The sequence below is a fragment of the Pseudomonas sp. CIP-10 genome (genome assembly GCF_020911845.1).
Taxonomy (GTDB): Bacteria; Pseudomonadota; Gammaproteobacteria; order Pseudomonadales; family Pseudomonadaceae; genus Aquipseudomonas; species Aquipseudomonas alloputida.
Genome location: NZ_CP087160.1, coordinates 3,180,108 through 3,198,555 on the forward strand (window position 1 = coordinate 3,180,108; position 18,448 = coordinate 3,198,555).

The window sequence follows — 18,448 nt, forward strand, 5'->3', positions numbered from 1 at the left end:
CAGGTGAGACAGGTCGTGCTTGGCTCACAGATAAGCGCGAGTGACGCGGGATCACAAACGAATGTGGTTCCGCCCAGCGGAACCAGTCGGGGGGAAAAGCGGAATGGGCGTGGAGTTGGAGTCGTAGGTAAAGCTGTACGTGGTGTTGTTTTCGTTGACCAGCGCGGTCAGGCGAATGACCTTGTCGTACTCGTAGCGAACCCGCTGGCCCTTGGCATCCTGGCGGCTGCTCGGCAGGCCGCGGGCCGTGCGCATCAGGCGGGTGGTCTGGCCCTTGCCGTCGGTGTGGCTGAGCACCTGACCGTAGACGTTGTAGGTGAAGCTTTCCGTGGTGCCGTCCGGGTGGCTGATACGCAGCACTTCGCCGTCGGGCTTGCGCTCCAGCGTGGTGGTCTGGTTCAGCGCGTCTGTTACCGCGACCAGGTGCTGGCGTTCGTCATAGCGGTAGTACGTACTCTTGCCTGAGCAGTCCTGGTAGCGCTCGACTTGGGCCAGGGTGTTCCACCACAGGTACTTGGACTTGTAGGTCGCATCGATGATGGTGTGCGGCAGGCCGTCATCGCTGTTCAGGTACTCGGTCATCTGGCCGAGGGCATCGAATTCGGCGAGCAGGTTGCCCTTGTCGTCGTAGCGCGCTCGCCAGGTGCTGCCATCCGGGTAGCTGACCTGGGTCACCAGTGTGGTCAGGTGGTGATACTCGTACTGGGTCATTCCGACCCCTTTCGACCACTTAATATTCGAGGCTTCGGCACAATCAGGATCAAAATCCAAAGCAAAGGAAGAATCCTCAGCCTTCTTGACAACCTCATCTTTATAGCGCTTCAAATCTTCTACCAGCATAGTTCTACCTTATCGTTTTAAATGAAATACCATCAAACAGCGACTGCTTAACCTCGGAAAGTGCGCTGAGAGATTCCTCTCGACCATTGGCTACGGAAAGCTTATCAAAGACATATTGCTTATAGGCTTTGCCGTGCACACCCGCACCTTTGTGAGGGGTGGCAGTTGTACCTAGAACCCTTGCAGACTCGGTATTGGGCAGCCAAATCCCATTGCGCTTATCATTTATGTCCAATTCATCCATCTTTTTCCGGAGTGCAATCATCCTCGCATCTTTCGAGTTGGACATCACAATATGATGCGCATCATACTTACCTTCCCCCTGTGGACTTATCCCTAGTTCTTTTCGAAGAAGCTTGGCATCTGAGTTGCACGACAGACCTAGTTCATCGATCCACCCTATAGGGATTCTCCGAACAAGTTACCCACCAGCCGCAAATGGACGGCTTGGAGATGCCGAAAACCCCGATTTTCAGCCGCTAGTTATTGGAAAACCAAGGCATAGCCTTGGTTTTCTGCCCTCACGGGCGCACCTCTCCCGCAGCAGGCAATAATTGCCGGCGCACCATCCACAGATTCGACAGCGCGAACAGTGTGGTCAATTGCGCCGTATTCTTGGCCAGGCCACGGAAGCGGGTCTTCACATAACCGAACTGACGCTTGATCACCCGAAACGGATGTTCGACCTTCGCACGTACCTGGGCTTTGGCCTTCTCGATCTTGCGCCTGGCCTTGTACAGCGCACTGCGTTTGCTCAAATGCTTGTAGGTGCTGCGTCGCGCAGCGATCTGCCAGATCACTTGCCGACCGTCGTGCTCAGGCCGTTTCTCTACGCCGGTGTAACCGGCGTCAGCACAGACAACGTTCTCGCCACCGTGCAACAGATGGGCAACTTCCGTCACGTCAGCCACGTTGGCGGCTGTGCCATGGACATGATGTACCAGGCCCGATTCTGCGTCGGCTCCGATATGCGCTTTCATGCCGAAGAAGTACTGGTTGCCTTTCTTCGTCTGGTGCATTTCAGGATCGCGTTTGCCTTCCTTATTCTTGGTCGAACTGGGTGCGTGGATGATAGTGGCGTCGACAATGGTGCCCTGGCGCAACGACAGGCCCTTGTCTCGCAGATAATTGTTTATGGTTTCCAAAATGCCCGCTGCCAACTGATGCTTCTCCAGCAGTTGCCGGAAGTTCATGATCGTCGTGTCTTCGGGGATCGGAGCGCTGAGCGTCAGACGAGCAAACTGGCACATCGAAGTAATCTCGTACAGCGCCTCTTCCATGGCTGGATCACTCAACGAGAACCAGTTCTGCAACAGGTGAATGCGCAGCATGGTTTCCAGTGGATACGGCTCGCGGCCACCGCCAGCATTAGGGTAATGCGGCTCGATCAACGCCACCAACCCGCTCCACGGCACCACCTGTTCCATCTCGGCCAGGAAACGCTCGCGACGGGTTTGCTTGCGCTTACCGGCGTACTCGAAATCGGAAAAGCTCATCTGGCTCATGGGATGGTGGGCTTGTAGAGGGCAGTTGGACGGAGGGCTATTTCAGCACAGGTCAGATGGCCTGTGCTGACTTGATCGGAGAATCCTTAGTAAACCTTGCAATCTAGAATTCTAAAAAAGCGTCATTTTCAAAATAGTATTTAAAAGCCTCAAAGTAATCCTCAACAGTGGCCGAGGGAAGCTGCTGGTCCGTATAATTAATTACATCCTGTATCATTGGAGTATCTAGTGTTTCGATCCATCCTTCATTAGCCACCTGCGGCGGGAGATAATCAGTCGAATCTGGAGGAAAGTCACGACTATCTAATGAGAACGCACCCTTTGTATCCAGGGTCCAATTGCTATTTGGTAAATAGAACCAAGAGTCCGGCATTTTATCCAGATTTTCTAGAACTTCCCGTATGCTATAAACTCTCATAACCACCTCAGCACGATGTGTTTTGTAATGCCTTAAATCCACCCTTTTGATTAGTCGTAGGCAAAGCTGTACGTGGCGTTGTTCTCGTTGACCAGCGCGGTCAGGCGAATGGCCTTGTCGTACTCGTAGCGAACCCGCTGGCCCATGGCATCTTGGCGGCTGCTCGGCAGGCCACGGGCGGTGCGCATCAGGCGGGTGGTCTGGCCCTTGCCGTCGGTGTGGCTGAGCACCTGACCGTAGACGTTGTAGGTAAAGCTTTCCGTGGTGCCCTCCGGGTGGCTGATGCGCAGCACTTCGCCGTCGGGCTTGCGCTCCAGCGTGGTGGTCTGGTTCAGCGCGTCTGTTACCGCGACCAGGTGCTGGCGCTCGTCATAGCGGTAGTACGTGCTCTTGCCCGAGCAGTCCTGGTAGCGCTCGACCTAGGCCAGGGTGTTCCACCACAGGTACTTGGACTTGTAGGTCGCATCGATGATGGTGTGCGGCAGGCCGTCATCGCTGTTCAGGTACTCGGTCATCTGGCCGAGGGCATCGAATTCGGCGAGCAGGTTGCCCTTGTCGTCGTAGCGCGCTCGCCAGGTGCTGCCATCCGGGTAGCTGGCCTGGGTCACCAGCGTGGTCAGGTGGTGATAAGCGTTTCCACCGCTTCGTTGTTCACCACGCGCTTGATGTCGGTTAGGCGACCCAGCGGGTTGTCGTACTGCAGGTGCACGCGGGGGCCGCCGGTGGCGCTGATGTCGATCAATGTTCCGTCGGGTGTGCGAGTGAAGTGCAGGAAGTGGTCGCCCTCGGTGCACACCAAGTACACCTGCTTGTACGGGTTGTAGATGCGCTAGCCGATATATGCCGTAAAAATACTGGCTCCGCTAACACTTTGGCAGAGCCAGTCCAATACTTAACTGTTAAAGATCACACCACCAAACTCTCACAACAAAACTTATGCAGAAAGTAAATCTCGAAAGACCCGAAGACAAGATATCTAATCCTTAAACTGCACTCCGCGAACCGAGCCATTTTCAAAAATAGACTTGACGCGAGCAGCCACCACAATGACGGAGCTTTCCTCTTCAGCCCTAACGACGTCACTAGAAAGTATTGCCTCATCATCCAAAACTATCTTGCTGAACCATCTAGGGCCATCTGGCATATAGCTAAGCAACGGTTCGCTAACGGACTCCTTCAAGTTAAAAGCTGGTGATTTATCAATCACGCTGAACACTTTGTAACCAGCATAGGAAACCCCACCTATCAGTAGATCCGCATCCACAAACTGAACACCAGAAATGTTTTCTGCCCTCATTAATTCGTAGAGCCGTGGCGAAATCAAATTGGGCCCGTCACTGTAAAAAAAATCATAGCTCAAGAGCTTGGAGGCACTGACCCTTTTTGATCCCTCGAAGCAGACTTTTATATCCTTGCTTACAGCCACACCCTCTTTAAAAACCCCAGATTCTTCACCTGACAACATCTTTACCTTCAGCCAGTAACTCTCAGGGTAATCATCTGAAATAGAAAGTATATGATTCCTAACCACAAGCTGGTTCTCTAGCAGAGTTTTTATTCAGCGCCGACTCATCTGCGCGCAATCCCTTTCTCTCATCAACCATGACTCCGTGAGTTAGCCTTTTGATAGTCCGCTTTGGTTCAACCTTTTTACGTAATCGTGAATAACATCCAGTTTTTCTCTATGGTCGAAGTATTATTACGCGGAAGAGCTTCGATATACCGTTCACACCCGGTGACTCTCCTCACATTTCGGCAGGAAATCAATATTGTATAAATTATGAACAGTTACCTCGCCCACTTGCTTGCAGCATTCTTAGATAGCTGCCGCGGGAATAACATGATTTTTTTGAAAGCCATATATCCCAAGCATCGTATTATAGCCCCCTGAGAAAACGCCGTCTAAAGATTGACGAGCGAAGACTTCGCTTACACTCGCTGTGCTAAAAAAGCAACGCTGGCACTGCCGCCTGTTAGGCAGCACCAACGCGCTGCATATTTTCAAAGGTCTGGCGTGACACGCAACAATCAAAGACATCTAGCCCCTCGCAAAGCTCTTAGAGCCTTCAAATATCGTTCAATTCAGCCCATGCATCATACGAATAATTATCATCAACTTTTTCAAACGAAACACCCTTCAAGCCAGTTGCCGCCGACTTGAACCTCTCACTACAAAACAGCTCTAAGGTTTCTTGACATCTAAAAATATCCGACTGCAGCTCTGGGGAAACCACAAACCTACTTATAGCATCAATATTCACCGCCCCCGTATAAATATGACTTTCAATTTCGAGACCGGTCTCCAGGTCCTTGGATGTTTCGAATACCGACTCAATCTTATCCAGAGCCGCTAAACTTTCACCAGGAAGAAAAATGAAAAACTCCCCTTTCCTAGACTGCTCCTTATAGGTTATCTCCAAAGGAATAGCCTTATACTTCCCCCCAACCTCATCGCAAACCTCTAAAAATTTTTTCGAAACATAAGTATCACCGATACTGTAGTAATCAAACTCCAGATCCGACAACTCCATTTCAAGCCCGGACAGCTTTAAAACATATTTTTTGTTATATTTAGCCCCAGCGGACTTGGCTCAAACGGATCCCATTCAAACTCACTACAATTAAAAAAACCTGACAACACGATTGGGCAGCCACTGCCCTGCGGGTCATAGCGTAAAACGTAATAATTGGAACCACTCACAAAAGCCTCCCAGTGATCGCATCCACAACAAACGTATTATTCTCCAGACTTTCTCTCGCGAAACTCTGGATTTTACCTATACCTAACACCAGTTGCGTATCAGAAACCTTACCAGCCCTAAAGGCGTCATTCAAAGCAGAAATCTTAGACTCAATGACCTTAGTATATTTAGCATGACTTGACCAATGCCCTGGCAGATCAATGTTTTGCGTTAGCTTCTTACTACCCGGCAAAAATATACCATTGGATGCACCATCATCATTAAAGCCCATTGACCGAAGCCTGTTAAACATTTTTTCGTAACGAGGCTTTTTCATTATTTCTTCGAGGATTAAATGATGATTAGCCATTCCATCCCCCTTTCTGGCCCCCATGTTATTACCCAGTTTCGTAGAGCACCACCCCAGCGGATCGATTTCTTGGATAGGGTTTTCAGCGTACGAATATATATTCAAGCCCCCTGCCAAGCCTATGGGGTCCTGAGTCAAAAATCGGCCAACCTTAGGATCATAGAATCTGAAAGTGTTGTAATGCAGTCCGGTTTCGACATCAAAGTATTGGCCTTGGAAGCGTAGATTCTGCTCAACCTTATTAACAGGCAGTTGCTCTACAGCCCCCCAACAACGGTACGTCGCCTGCCAAATGATCTGCCCGTCACTGTCCGTCAGCTCCAGCGGCGTACCAATCTGATCGGTATGGAAGTAATAGACCTTCTGCCCTTCTCCTTCAACCTGATCAACCCGCGCCAACGGCGCATAGCTACCCGGCTCGTACAGGTACAAGATGCTCTTCGCAGGCGATTCCTCCCGCAGCATCCTCAGCCCCTGCCAGAGGAAGCGCTTCTGCTCGACCTCGCCATTGATTTCAGCCTGCTTGGCTATTCGCCTCCCCAAGCTGTCGTAACGATACTCGCCTTGGCTTTCCAGCTTGCCATTGACCAACGTCTCCGCCCGCACCAGCCGGTTCTCGCAGTCATAGCTGAAGTACTGCAGCTTGCTGTGCCCCGAGCGCTTCTCGATCAGGTTGCCCCACGGGTCGTAGCGATACTCCTGATCCCGCCACTGTTTGATGCGGTTGTCCTTGACCTTGTCGAACTGCCGCGCATTGAAGTCCAGGCGGTTGGCTGCCGGGTCGTAGCGGAATTCCTCGCTGCCGATCAAGGAGCCAGTATCACGACTGCGCAACTGGCCGTTGGCTTCGTATTCGTACTTGATCTCACCGCGTAGCTTGTCGAGGGTACGCACCAGTTCACCGGCCGGGTCGTACTGGTAACGGCGGTGGATCGGGTTGTAGGCGTGCTCGACCAGCAACGAGGTATTGATGCCGGTGTTGTGCACCTGCGAGAGCTTGTCGGCCGGCAAGGTCGAGGCAAACTGCCAGGCCTTGCGCCCCATGGCGTCATAACCGAAGCAACTGGTGAGCTTGCCCTGGGTCCGGTACACCTCACGATGCAGGTCATTGCGCTCCATGTCGCTGATCACCTGGCCGTCCAGGTTCGCTGGTGCAGGTGTCCGCTGCCGTATTACAAGTAGTTGGACTTTCGATCATCCGTCGGGGCGTACTGGTGACGGCGATGGATCGAATTGTAAGCGTAGTCTACCAGCAGCGACGTTAACGCCGAGGCGGTTGGAGATCTTATCGCTGTTCAATTCAAGCGAACAACCGGGATGACTCCGGTTGCTTAGTATAATTCATTCGAAATACCATTAGGAAAATCCTGAATAATCTCTTTTGGCACAGAGCGTAGAACGGGCGCTCTCAATAGACTTCATTAAATGTTTTGCTGGCCCCACTTAAAGGCAGCAGGACCAGAAGAACACACTTGCTGTTAAAGATTAAACTTGGATTTCGGTCTAAATATTGAAATGCTCTTTCACGTCTTTGTCGCCCATAGGGGAATAGGATGGATAATCACACTTACTTCCTGCCAAAGAGCTCTCATTATCAAAAATATCAACAAGCTTGACATTATCGGCTACACCGTACACATACCTCACCGACTCTTGTTTTGACGGCCTATAATCTAAATCGTGAGCAACAATTCTCCAGTCACCCTCAGCTTTACGATCAAAAAGCGAATAAGAATCTAATATGACAGGGTCACCTAAGCGCTTGAAAGAAAGTGAATCAACCGCTGGGACATTAAGAACCTTGTCAAAAATCTCCACTACATGGCCAAGGCTATTTTGGGTTATAATGCGACCAACCCCATATTTTTTGGAGTCTAAAGCAAAGCAAAATATATCCCCGCTTTTTATTTTTTTATAACTTGTTTTGATCTTTTTGTCCCACTCATAAACCTCAAGTGACGTCATCCGCAACCTCCTTTCAATGCAGCAGTTTTCTTGGCGAAATTACTTTCGAAATTAGCTTGGCGAGCTGGAGCTCTCGTAGTATTTGCATGATCATATGAGTTGATCTTGTTTCCGCGATTTTTATGTGAGATCTCTTCGCCTACTATGCCAGTTTTTGTCTCATAGTGTTCAATATAGGCCTGTTCAAAACCTCGTGCTTCCCCATAGGTAATATTTTTGTCAAGAGGCTCCATCCTCGCCCCAGGGCTTAGTTTGTTACTGCCAGCATGCTCTGCTCTACGTCGTGATAGATCATCAGTGATTCCCACATAATAGGGTTTATCACTCCCCTTATCAAACAAGCCATAAACATTATACCCCGGCGCTTGTTCGTGGACCCAGCCAAGAGGGTCGATCCAAGTGACCGGATTAGGTGTGTACCTATAAAGATTATCACTACCATCCAACCCAATTGGATCTTGCGAGATAAATCTCCCTACTCCCGGATCATAATAACGAAAAGTATTGTAATGGAGATTAATCTCTTTATCGAAATATTGCCCTTGCAGCCGCAAATTTTGCTCAGTGATATCCACCACAAGTTCATCGATTTCGGCCCATGAGCGATACGTCGCCTGCCAAACGATCTGCCCGTCACTGTCCGTCAGTTCCAGCGGCGTACCAATCTGGTCAGTATGGAAGTAATAGACCTTCTGTCCTTCCCCTTCAACCTGATCAACCCGCGCCAACGGCGCATAGCTACCCGGCTCGTACAGGTACAGGATGTTCTGCCCAGGCGTTTCCTCCCGCAGCATCCTCAGCCCCTGCCAGAGGAAGCGCTTCTGCTCGACCTCGCCATTGATTTCAGCCTGCTTGGCTATTCGCCTCCCCAAGCTGTCGTAACGATACTCGCCTTGGCTTTCCAGCTTGCCATTGACCAACGTCTCCGCCCGCACCAGCCGGTTCTCGCAGTCATAGCTGAAGTGCTGCAGCTTGCTGTGCCCCGAGCGCTTCTCGATCAGGTTGCCCCACGGGTCGTAGCGGTACTCCTGATCCCGCCACTGTTTGATCCGGTTGTCCTTGACCTTGTCGAACTGCCGCGCATTGAAGTCCAGGCGGTTGGCTGCCGGGTCGTAGCGGAATTCCTCGCTGCCGATCAACGAGCCGGTATCACGACTGCGCAACTGGCCGTTGGCTTCGTATTCGTACTTGATCTCGCCGCGTAGCTTGTCGAGGGTACGCACCAGTTCACCGGCTGGGTCGTACTGGTAACGGCGGTGGATCGGGTTGTAGGCGTGCTCGACCAGCAACGAGGTATTGATGCCGGTGTTATGCACTTGCGAGAGCTTGTCGGCCGGCAAGGTCGAGGCAAACTGCCAGGCCTTGCGCCCCATGGCGTCATAACCGAAGCAGCTGGTGAGCTTGCCCTGCGTGCGGTACACCTCGCGGTGCAGGTCGTCACGCTCCATGTCGCTGATCACCAACCCGTCCAGGTTCAGCTGGTGCAGGTGGCCGCTGCCGTAGTACAGGTGATTGACCTTGCGCCCATCCGGGAGGATCAGCGTGGTCAGGTTGCTGAGTGGGTTGTACTCGTAGCCGAGCGTGCCGTCAGGGGTGATTTCTTTGGTCAGCCGACCGAGCAGATCGTAGGCGTACTCAAGCTTTTCTTCCGTGATCCCAAGCTGCTTGCCGATCCCGCTCGGTTGCCGCTCGATGCTCAGCAACCGGTCACCGTCGTCGTATGCGAATGTCTGGCTCGCATCACGGTTGATCTTGGCGACCAAACGGCCAATGGCATCACGCTCGAACAGCGTATGGCGCTCGGGCCGCTCGGCATTTTCGCCATAGCCAATCTCATCCAGTCGTGTGAGATGGCCACCGACGTCGTAGCTGAAACGCCGGGTCAGGTTATCCACCCGCACTTCTTCGCTCAGCCGGTCCGAAGCGTCGTAGGCAAAGCTGTACGTGGCGTTGTTCTCGTTGACCAGCGCGGTCAGGCGAATGGCCTTGTCGTACTCATAGCGAACCCGCTGGCCCTTGGCATCCTGGCGGCTGCTCGGCAGGCCGCGGGCGGTGCGCATCAGGCGGGTGGTCTGGCCCTTGCCGTCGGTGTGGCTGAGTACCTGGCCGTAGACGTTGTAGGTGAAGGTTTCGGTGGTGCCGTCCGGGTGGCTGATGCGCTGCACTTCGCCGTCGGGCTTGCGTTCCAGCGTGGTGGTCTGGTTCAGCGCATCGGTCACCGCGACCAGGTGCTGGCCAACCCGTTCCTCCACGCTCCGATTTTTAACGAAAAAACGCGCAAAGCCTCAAGAATCAGTTAATTAGGGAATTCTCCAGCGCAATAAATATCAAATAACTTTTTCACCCACTCAACATCACACACCTTAGATATCGACTCAGCCACCAGCCCTATATCATCCGAAATATATCCTGCAACATCCGAGCTATTAACCAACCCGTATACTTTCTTAAACACATACTCTCGCATATCACTTACACCCTCTTCATCGCTTTCAGATGAGTACTCGATTTTTTTTAATTCCTCAAATGCAGCGATCCATGCGGAGTCGAAGACATCGTCATCACGCCTGTCTAATGCTTCATCCCAATCATTCACACTAGACACAACAGCCTCAAAAAAACCATCCCGCTGAATTATACACTTCAAATCATCCAAAGATTCTATTTTCATCTTAGCCCACCCTCTTTAAGCCAATTTTCTATTAAATCGACCGCTGCGCGCGGCGTCACATTTTCACCAAGAACATGGGCTCCATTCGGCGAAACGACATCAACTTTGATATGATCCAAATCTTTATAAGCCTCACGATATGCCGCAAAAAGTTGATCATCTGTACCTGGGAAATCGCCTTGCCGAGGCCCGACCGGTCCTCTTTCTGCCTCATGTAGAAGCCAATGTTCATGCTCTGGGTTTTCACCTTTAGGGAATAGTGTTGGCCGCGTTTTATCAGATCTAGAAACGGCGAAAGGTCTACCTTTCGACTTTCGCACCGATGGCACATGATGTCCAGATTTGCTCACCCCCATACCTTTCTTCTCGCACCAACCCCAAGGATCAACTCCTGTGAAGGGGCTGGAAACATAACGATAGAGATTGAATCCTCCATCCAAACCTATCGGATCTTGTGTAACAAAGCGCCCAAGCTCACAATCGTAGTAGCGAAACGTATTGTAATGCAGCCCTGTTTCTTGATCAAAGTATTGGCCTTGGAAGCGCAGATTCTGCTCAACCTTACTAACGGGCAGTTGCTCTACCGCCCCCCACGAGCGATACGTTGCCTGCCAAACAATCTCACCCTCGCTATCCGTCAGCTCAAGCGGCGTCCCAATCTGATCGGTATGGAAGTAATAGACCTTCTGCCCTTCTCCTTCAACCTGATCAACCCGCGCCAACGGCGCATAGCTACCCGGCTCGTACAGGTACAAGATGCTCTTCGCAGGCGATTCCTCCCGCAGCATCCTCAGCCCCTGCCAGAGGAAGCGCTTCTGCTCGACCTTGCCATTGATTTCAGCCTGCTTGGCTATTCGCCTCCCCAAGCTGTCGTAACGATACTCGCCTTGGCTTTCCAGCTTGCCATTGACCAACGTCTCCGCCCGCACCAGCCGGTTCTCGCAGTCATAGCTGAAGTGCTGCAGCTTGCTGTGCCCCGAGCGCTTCTCGATCAGGTTGCCCCACGGGTCGTAGCGGTACTCCTGATCCCGCCACTGTTTGATCCGGTTGTCCTTGACCTTGTCGAACTGCCGCGCATTGAAGTCCAGGCGGTTGGCTGCCGGGTCGTAGCGGAACTCCTCGCTGCCGATCAACGAGCCGGTATCGCGACTGCGCAACTGGCCGTTGGCTTCGTATTCGTACTTGATCTCGCCGCGTAACTTGTCGAGGGTACGCACCAGTTCACCGGCCGGGTCGTACTGGTAACGGCGGTGGATCGGGTTGTAGGCGTGCTCGACCAGCAACGAGGTATTGATGCCGGTGTTGTGCACCTGCGAAAGCTTGTCGGCCGGCAAGGTCGAGGCAAACTGCCAGGCCTTGCGCCCCATGGCGTCATAACCGAAGCAGCTGGTGAGCTTGCCCTGGGTCCGGTACACCTCGCGGTGCAGGTCGTCACGCTCCATGTCGCTGATCACCAACCCGTCCAGGTTCAGCTGGTGCAGGTGGCCGCTGCCGTAGTACAGGTGATTGACCTTGCGCCCATCCGGGAGGGTCAGCGTGGTCAGGTTGCTGAGTGGGTTGTACTCGTAGCCGAGCGTGCCGTCAGGGGTGATTTCTTTGGTCAGCCGACCGAGCAGATCGTAGGCGTACTCAAGCTTTTCTTCCGTGATCCCAAGCTGCTTGCCGATCCCGCTCGGTTGCCGCTCGATGCTCAGCAACCGGTCACCGTCGTCGTATGCGAATGTCTGGCTCGCATCACGGTTGATCTTGGCGACCAAACGGCCAATGGCATCACGCTCGAACAGCGTATGGCGCTCGGGCCGCTCGGCATTTTCGCCATAGCCAATCTCATCCAGTCGTGTGAGATGACCACCGACGTTGTAGCTGAAACGCCGGGTCAGGTTATCCACCCGCACTTCTTCGCTCAGCCGGTCCGAAGTGTCGTAGGCAAAGCTGTACGTGGCGTTGTTCTCGTTGACCAGCGCGGTCAGGCGAATGGCCTTGTCGTACTCGTAGCGAACCCGCTGGCCCTTGGCATCCTGGCGGCTGCTCGGTAGGCCGCGGGCCGTGCGCATCAGGCGGGTGGTCTGGCCCTTGCCGTCGGTGTGGCTGAGCACCTGACCGTAGACGTTGTAGGTGAAGCTTTCCGTGGTGCCGTCCGGGTGGCTGATACGCAGCACTTCGCCGTCGGGCTTGCGCTCCAGCGTGGTGGTCTGGTTTAGCGCATCGGTCACCGCCACCAGGTGCTGGCGTTCGTCATAGCGGTAGTACGTACTCTTGCCCGAGCAGTCCTGGTAGCGCTCGACCTGGGCCAGGGTGTTCCACCACAGGTACTTGGACTTGTAGGTCGCATCGATGATGGTGTGCGGCAGGCCGTCATCGCTGTTCAGGTACTCGGTCATCTGGCCGAGGGCATCGAATTCGGCGAGCAGGTTGCCCTTGTCGTCGTAGCGCGCTCGCCAGGTGCTGCCATCCGGGTAGCTGACCTGGTTCACCAGCGTGGTCAGGTGATGATATTCGTAGGTGGTCTTGCGGCCCAGCGGGTCGGTCTCTTCGAGCAAGCGGGAGAATTCGTCGTACTTGAATTGCAGGCGGTTACCGTCCGGCAAGGTCAGGCCAACCATATTGCCGTGTTCGTCCAGCTCGATGGCGTAACGCTCCCCGCCATAATCGCGGCTGGCGACCACGCGGTGGTCGGCGTTGTACTGCACTTCCAGCTCGCGGCCGAGCACGTCGGTGGCCCAGCTGGTGCGGCTATCGAGGTCGTAGCGGAAGTGGTAGTGCTCGCCGTCGCTGGTCCAGTGTTCGACCACACGTGGCTTGTCGCCCAGGGTTTGCCAACGGTAGTGGCAGCCCAGCCCCAGCGCGTTGCTGTGGGTCACCATCAGGCCGTCTGCGTAGCTGAAGCTGCGCACGGTGTCGCCGTTGCGGTTGATCACCGCGCTCAGCTGGCCGTGTTCGTCGTAGCGGTACTGGGTAAGCGTTTCCACCGCTTCGTTGTTCACCACGCGCTTGATGTCGGTCAGGCGACCCAGCGGGTTGTCGTAGTGCAGGTGCACGCGGGTGCCGCCGGTGGCGCTGATGTCGGTCAGTGTGCCGTCGGGCGTGCGGGTGAAGTGCAGGAAGTGGGCAAGGACGTTCTCGATACGCTGCAGCGGCACTTCGGTGTTGGTGTCTGGCACTTCTCTAGATTGTCGAGGGTTTGCAGGAGGTAATGAGCCACCTTGGATACAGGCCCGCACAATCACCTTACACGCTTAGCGAACGTGACTTTTGACAATGACACAAATAATTATATTAGCTAAGGCAGCTTCATTCCAGCCGCTCGACAGTATCGGCTAACGGAAAAATAGTTGAAGCTGGCACCCCAACTATTTTCAATAGCTTTTTCAATATCTTTTTTTCAACAATGCCACATAAAAACAAAAACCGAAGCCAGACTAAAAATGCCTCGAAAAATCAATCGTAAATACCATCTTGCTGAGATTTTTCGATAAATATATCCTGCAAGTCACCCTGAATATCTTCACCATCTAATTTTACAACAAAATCGCCCTCGAGGTCATCCGGAAAATGGACACCATCCAACGTCCCAAGCACTACAGAAGCGCTGTCTGCGATAACAACCTTAAAAAAGTTAATGATATCATACCTTTGAGTATCATCTAGCGATGCTAGAGCATTACGCGCACGAGCATATGAGTCCTTATCTCCGTTGACGGGTTTAGTAAGAGAATTTTTATATTGAGGGAAATTTTTCTCAAACAATTCGGAATAAATAGCATCAACAAATTTATTATCACCCATAAATTTCTCCCTTTACTTCCGCATTTCTGGATACATAGATTTATTCAGAGCGATTAGCTGCTGTAGCTTTTCATTTGGCACTTCTGGATAAACACGCCTAAGTTCTCTAATGTCGCGCGCAACCACATCACGAGCACTAGTAAAAGGGAGTCCTGTCCTGGGATTTATACTACTTCTAGACACAATTCCCACACCTTCTTTAGAAACTGTATGTCCTACTCGGGGTACCAGCATAGCAGGCCCTGTAGCAGGATCGTAGCCCTCGACAAGGTCTTTCATCAAATTTTTCTGCCCAACATGATGTGAGTCCAGGCCTAGATTCTTCCCTTTAACTGCATTTTTGTTTGCCTGATGGGTACTAACATCCCACTTATCACACGCTAGCCCTAATGAGTCTATCCAGGACTGAGTGTTTTTCGCATACTGATAAAGATTATCACCACCAAACAAACCAACAGGATCTTGTGTTACAAATCTCCCCAATGCCGGATCATAATAACGAAAAGTGTTGTAATGCAGCGCAGTCTCGCGGTCGAAGTATTGTCCCTGGAATCTTAGATTTTGCTCTACCCCATTGACCGTTAGCTGCTCTATCTCCCCCCAAGAACGATACGTCGCCTGCCAAACGATCTTGCCGTCACTGTCCGTCAGCTCCAACGGCGTGCCAATCTGGTCAGTATGGAAGTAATAGACCTTCTGCCCTTCCCCTTCAACCTGATCAACCCGCGCCAACGGCGCATAGCTACCCGGCTCGTACAGGTACAAGATGCTCTTCGCAGGCGATTCCTCCCGCAGCATCCTCAGCCCCTGCCAGAGGAAGCGCTTCTGCTCGACCTTGCCATTGATTTCAGCCTGCTTGGCTATTCGCCTCCCCAAGCTGTCGTAACGATACTCGCCTCGGCTTTCCAGTTTGCCATTGACCAACGTCTCCGCCCGCACCAGCCGGTTCTCGCAGTCATAGCTAAAATGCTGCAGCTTGCTGTGCCCCGAGCGCTTCTCGATCAGGTTGCCCCACGGGTCGTAGCGGTACTCCTGATCCCGCCACTGTTTGATGCGGTTGTCCTTGACCTTGTCGAACTGCCGCGCATTGAAGTCCAGGCGGTTGGCTGCCGGGTCGTAGCGGAACTCCTCGCTGCCGATCAACGAGCCGGTATCGCGACTGCGCAACTGGCCGTTGGCTTCGTATTCGTACTTGATCTCGCCGCGTAACTTGTCGAGGGTACGCACCAGTTCACCGGCCGGGTCGTACTGGTAACGGCGGTGGATCGGGTTGTAGGCGTGCTCGACCAGCAACGAGGTATTGATGCCGGTGTTGTGCACCTGCGAAAGCTTGTCGGCCGGCAAGGTCGAGGCAAACTGCCAGGCCTTGCGCCCCATGGCGTCATAACCGAAGCAACTGGTGAGCTTGCCCTGGGTCCGGTACACCTCGCGGTGCAGGTCATCGCGCTCCATGTCGCTGATCACCTGACCATCCAGGTTCAGCTGGTGCAGGTGGCCACTGCCGTAATACAGGTGATTGACCTTACGCCCATCCGGCAGGGTCAGCGTGGTCAGGTTGCTGAGCGGGTCGTACTCGTAGCCAAGCGTGCCGTCAGGGGTGATTTCTTTGGTCAGACGGCCGAGCAGATCGTAGGTGTATTCCAGCTTTTCTTCCGTGATCCCAAGCTGCTTGCCGATCCCGGTCGGTTGCCGCTCGATGCTCAGCAGCCGGTCGCCGTCGTCGTAGACGAAGTCTTGCCGCGCATCGCTATTGAGCTTGGCAATCAAACGGCCAATGGCATCACGCTCGAACAGCGTATGGCGCTCCGGCCGTTCGGCATTCTCGCCATAGCCAATCTCATCCAGTCGTGTGAGATGGCCACCGACGTCGTAGCTGAAACGCCGGGTCAGGTTATCCACCCGCACTTCTTCGCTCAGCCGGTCCGAAGTGTCGTAGGCAAAGCTGTACGTGGCGTTGTTCTCGTTGACCAGCGCGGTCAGGCGAATGGCCTTGTCGTACTCGTAGCGAACCCGCTGGCCCTTGGCATCCTGGCGGCTGCTCGGTAGGCCGCGGGCCGTGCGCATCAGGCGGGTGGTCTGGCCCTTGCCGTCGGTGTGGCTGAGCACCTGACCGTAGACGTTGTAGGTGAAGCTTTCCGTGGTGCCGTCCGGGTGGCTGATACGCAGCACTTCGCCGTCGGGCTTGCGCGCCAGCGTGGTGGTCTGGTTCAGCGCGTCTGTTACCGCGACCAGGTGCTGGCGTTCGTCATAGCGGTAGTACGTGCTCTTGCCCGAGCAGTCCTGGTAGCGCTCGACCTGAGCCAGGGTGTTCCACCACAGGTACTTGGACTTGTAGGTCGCATCGATGATGGTGTGCGGCAGGCCGTCATCGCTGTTCAGGTACTCGGTCATCTGGCCGAGGGCATCGAATTCGGCGAGCAGGTTGCCCTTGTCGTCGTAACGCGCTCGCCAGGTGCTCCCATCCGGGTAGCTGACCTGGGTCACCAGCGTGGTCAGGTGGTGATATTCGTAGGTGGTCTTGCGGCCCAGCGGGTCGGTCTCTTCGAGCAAGCGGGAGAATTCGTCGTACTTGAATTGCAGGCGGTTACCGTCCGGCAAGGTCAGGCCAACCATATTGCCGTGTTCGTCCAGCTCGATGGCGTAACGCTCCCCGCCATAATCGCGGCTGGCGACCACGCGGTGGTCGGCGTTGTACTGCACTTCCAGCTCGCGGCCAAGTACGTCGGTGGCCCAGCTGGTGCGGCTATCGAGGTCGTAGCGGAAGTGGTAGTGCTCGCCGTCGCTGGTCCAGTGCTCGACCACACGTGGCTTGTCGCCCAGGGTTTGCCAACGGTAGTGGCAGCCCAGCCCCAGCGCGTTGCTGTGGGTCACCATCAGGCCGTCGGCGTAGCTGAAGCTGCGCACGGTGTCGCCGTTGCGGTTGATCACCGCGCTCAGCTGGCCGTGTTCGTCGTAGCGGTACTGGGTAAGCGTTTCCACCGCTTCGTTGTTCACCACGCGCTTGATGTCGGTCAGGCGACCCAGCGGGTTGTCGTAGTGCAGGTGCACGCGGGTGCCGCCGGTGGCGCTGATGTCGGTCAGTGTGCCGTCGGGCGTGCGGGTGAAGTGCAGGAAGTGGCCGAGGACGTTCTCGATACGCTGCAGCGGCACTTCGGTGTTGGTGTCTGGCACTTCGCCGAAGTAGAAGAACAGGTTATCGAGGGTCTGCAGGATGTAGTGGCCGCCCTCGGTGCACACCAGGTACACCTGCTCGTGCGGGTTGTAGATGCGCTGCCCCGGTTGCAGGGTCACGAACGGGACTTCGCGGCCCTGGTTGTCGGTGAGGTAGATGAATGCCCCCTGGCGGCGCAGGCTCTGCTCCCAGGGCAGCACCCAGCCGCGGCCGAGTACGCTGTCGACCGTCAGGTCGCTGGCGTAGAAGCGCGACCACTCGATCGGCATCAGGCCCGGCAGGCTGAAGTCGATTTCATCGGGGATCAGCTTGCGGCCCGTCGTGAGGTCGACGGGGTTGCCGACCAGGCCGCCGATAGCCTTGCGGGCCACGGGTTCGACCACGTAACGGCTGGCCACCTCACCGGCGACGAAGCCGGCCGTGAACTTCAGCGCGCAAGGCATGACGGCTTTCATGCCGGCCTGGGTACCCGCCTTGATCAGCTGGGCGATACCGCCTGCGGCACCGGCGATGGCCATCAGCACATCCACGGTGGTGCGCAGCCACTCCGGGACTTCATCGTCCACGGGCAGGTAACGGTAGGTGCCGCCGCCGATGATGACGTTGTCCGAACCACCGGAAATGGTGGCGCCGCAGGTCAGCTTGTCGCCCTTGCGCGCGGCGGCGACGCTGTTGATGAAGACGTTGGTCGAGCCTTCGGCAATCTGCACCGGCCCTGGGTGCTTGTCGCAGGCACCGATGCTTTTTTCGACGCGGGCGGCCTTGCGGCTGTTGATGAACACGTTGGGTGAGGCAGTGGTTATCGTCCCTGAGGGGGACGAGAACATACTGCCTATCGCCTCTCCGGCGGCGGTCAGCAAGCTGCCCCCGATGCCGGCTGCGAGGCCGGCCAGCAAGGCCACGCCGAACCCGCAGGTGAACGTGGCGATGGCCACCGTGGCCACCAGCGCAATCCCCAGGGCGGCCCCGATCAGGAAGCCTCCCAGCGCGCTGGTGTGCGATATCTCGTCGCCGAACCTGGCCGCTTCGAACATGAGGGG

The 18,448-nt window shown here is 54.6% G+C and carries 9 protein-coding genes and 5 pseudogenes; all 14 read right to left on the bottom strand.

The annotated features are described in order from the left end of the window. Positions 1 to 114 precede the first annotated feature (114 nt). Positions 115 to 705 (bottom strand): annotated as a pseudogene (locus tag LMH93_RS14430) (type IV secretion protein Rhs); the annotation flags it as partial. A 139-nt stretch (positions 706 to 844) separates the two neighbouring features. Then, entirely contained in the window at positions 845 to 1,249 is a 405-nt protein-coding gene (locus LMH93_RS14435; RefSeq protein ID WP_326839532.1) for an AHH domain-containing protein, read from the bottom strand. 112 nt (positions 1,250 to 1,361) lie between these two features. Then, the gene (locus LMH93_RS14440) at positions 1,362 to 2,345 is read right to left on the bottom strand and encodes an IS5 family transposase (protein ID WP_230064299.1); all 984 of its coding nucleotides are present in this window, start codon (positions 2,343 to 2,345) and stop codon (positions 1,362 to 1,364) included. 103 nt (positions 2,346 to 2,448) lie between these two features. Next, positions 2,449 to 2,763 (bottom strand): DUF7716 domain-containing protein, encoded by a 315-nt coding sequence (locus LMH93_RS14445; RefSeq protein ID WP_031322798.1) that lies wholly within the window; start codon positions 2,761 to 2,763, stop codon positions 2,449 to 2,451. A gap of 53 nt (positions 2,764 to 2,816) precedes the next feature. Further along, positions 2,817 to 3,592 (bottom strand): annotated as a pseudogene (locus LMH93_RS14450) (hypothetical protein); the annotation flags it as partial. A 147-nt stretch (positions 3,593 to 3,739) separates the two neighbouring features. Then, positions 3,740 to 4,228, bottom strand: a complete 489-nt coding sequence (locus LMH93_RS14455) for an imm11 family protein (protein ID WP_230064300.1) — start codon at positions 4,226 to 4,228, stop codon at positions 3,740 to 3,742. A 601-nt stretch (positions 4,229 to 4,829) separates the two neighbouring features. Beyond that, positions 4,830 to 5,294 carry an imm11 family protein gene (locus tag LMH93_RS14460; protein WP_230064301.1) on the bottom strand — a complete coding sequence of 155 codons (465 nt, stop codon included), beginning with the start codon at positions 5,292 to 5,294 and terminating at the stop codon, positions 4,830 to 4,832. Between the two features lie 166 nt (positions 5,295 to 5,460). Then, positions 5,461 to 7,013: pseudogene (locus tag LMH93_RS14465) on the bottom strand (RHS repeat-associated core domain-containing protein); the annotation flags it as partial. A gap of 304 nt (positions 7,014 to 7,317) precedes the next feature. Next, positions 7,318 to 7,779 carry an Imm26 family immunity protein gene (locus tag LMH93_RS14470; RefSeq protein ID WP_070096983.1) on the bottom strand — a complete coding sequence of 154 codons (462 nt, stop codon included), beginning with the start codon at positions 7,777 to 7,779 and terminating at the stop codon, positions 7,318 to 7,320. Positions 7,780 to 8,159: 380 nt separating this feature from the next. After that, positions 8,160 to 10,013 (bottom strand): annotated as a pseudogene (locus LMH93_RS14475) (RHS repeat-associated core domain-containing protein); the annotation flags it as partial. 62 nt (positions 10,014 to 10,075) lie between these two features. Continuing rightward, positions 10,076 to 10,450 carry a hypothetical protein gene (locus LMH93_RS14480; protein ID WP_060537274.1) on the bottom strand — a complete coding sequence of 125 codons (375 nt, stop codon included), beginning with the start codon at positions 10,448 to 10,450 and terminating at the stop codon, positions 10,076 to 10,078. Further along, positions 10,447 to 13,646: pseudogene (locus LMH93_RS14485) on the bottom strand (RHS repeat-associated core domain-containing protein); the annotation flags it as partial. The gene LMH93_RS14480 and the pseudogene LMH93_RS14485, both read right to left, overlap by 4 nt. A gap of 242 nt (positions 13,647 to 13,888) precedes the next feature. After that, complete coding sequence (locus tag LMH93_RS14490; protein ID WP_004577243.1) at positions 13,889 to 14,236, bottom strand: hypothetical protein; 348 nt, start codon at positions 14,234 to 14,236, stop codon at positions 13,889 to 13,891. Between the two features lie 12 nt (positions 14,237 to 14,248). Beyond that, positions 14,249 to 18,442, bottom strand: a complete 4,194-nt coding sequence (locus LMH93_RS14495; RefSeq protein ID WP_230064302.1) for an RHS repeat-associated core domain-containing protein — start codon at positions 18,440 to 18,442, stop codon at positions 14,249 to 14,251. Positions 18,443 to 18,448: the final 6 nt, after the last annotated feature.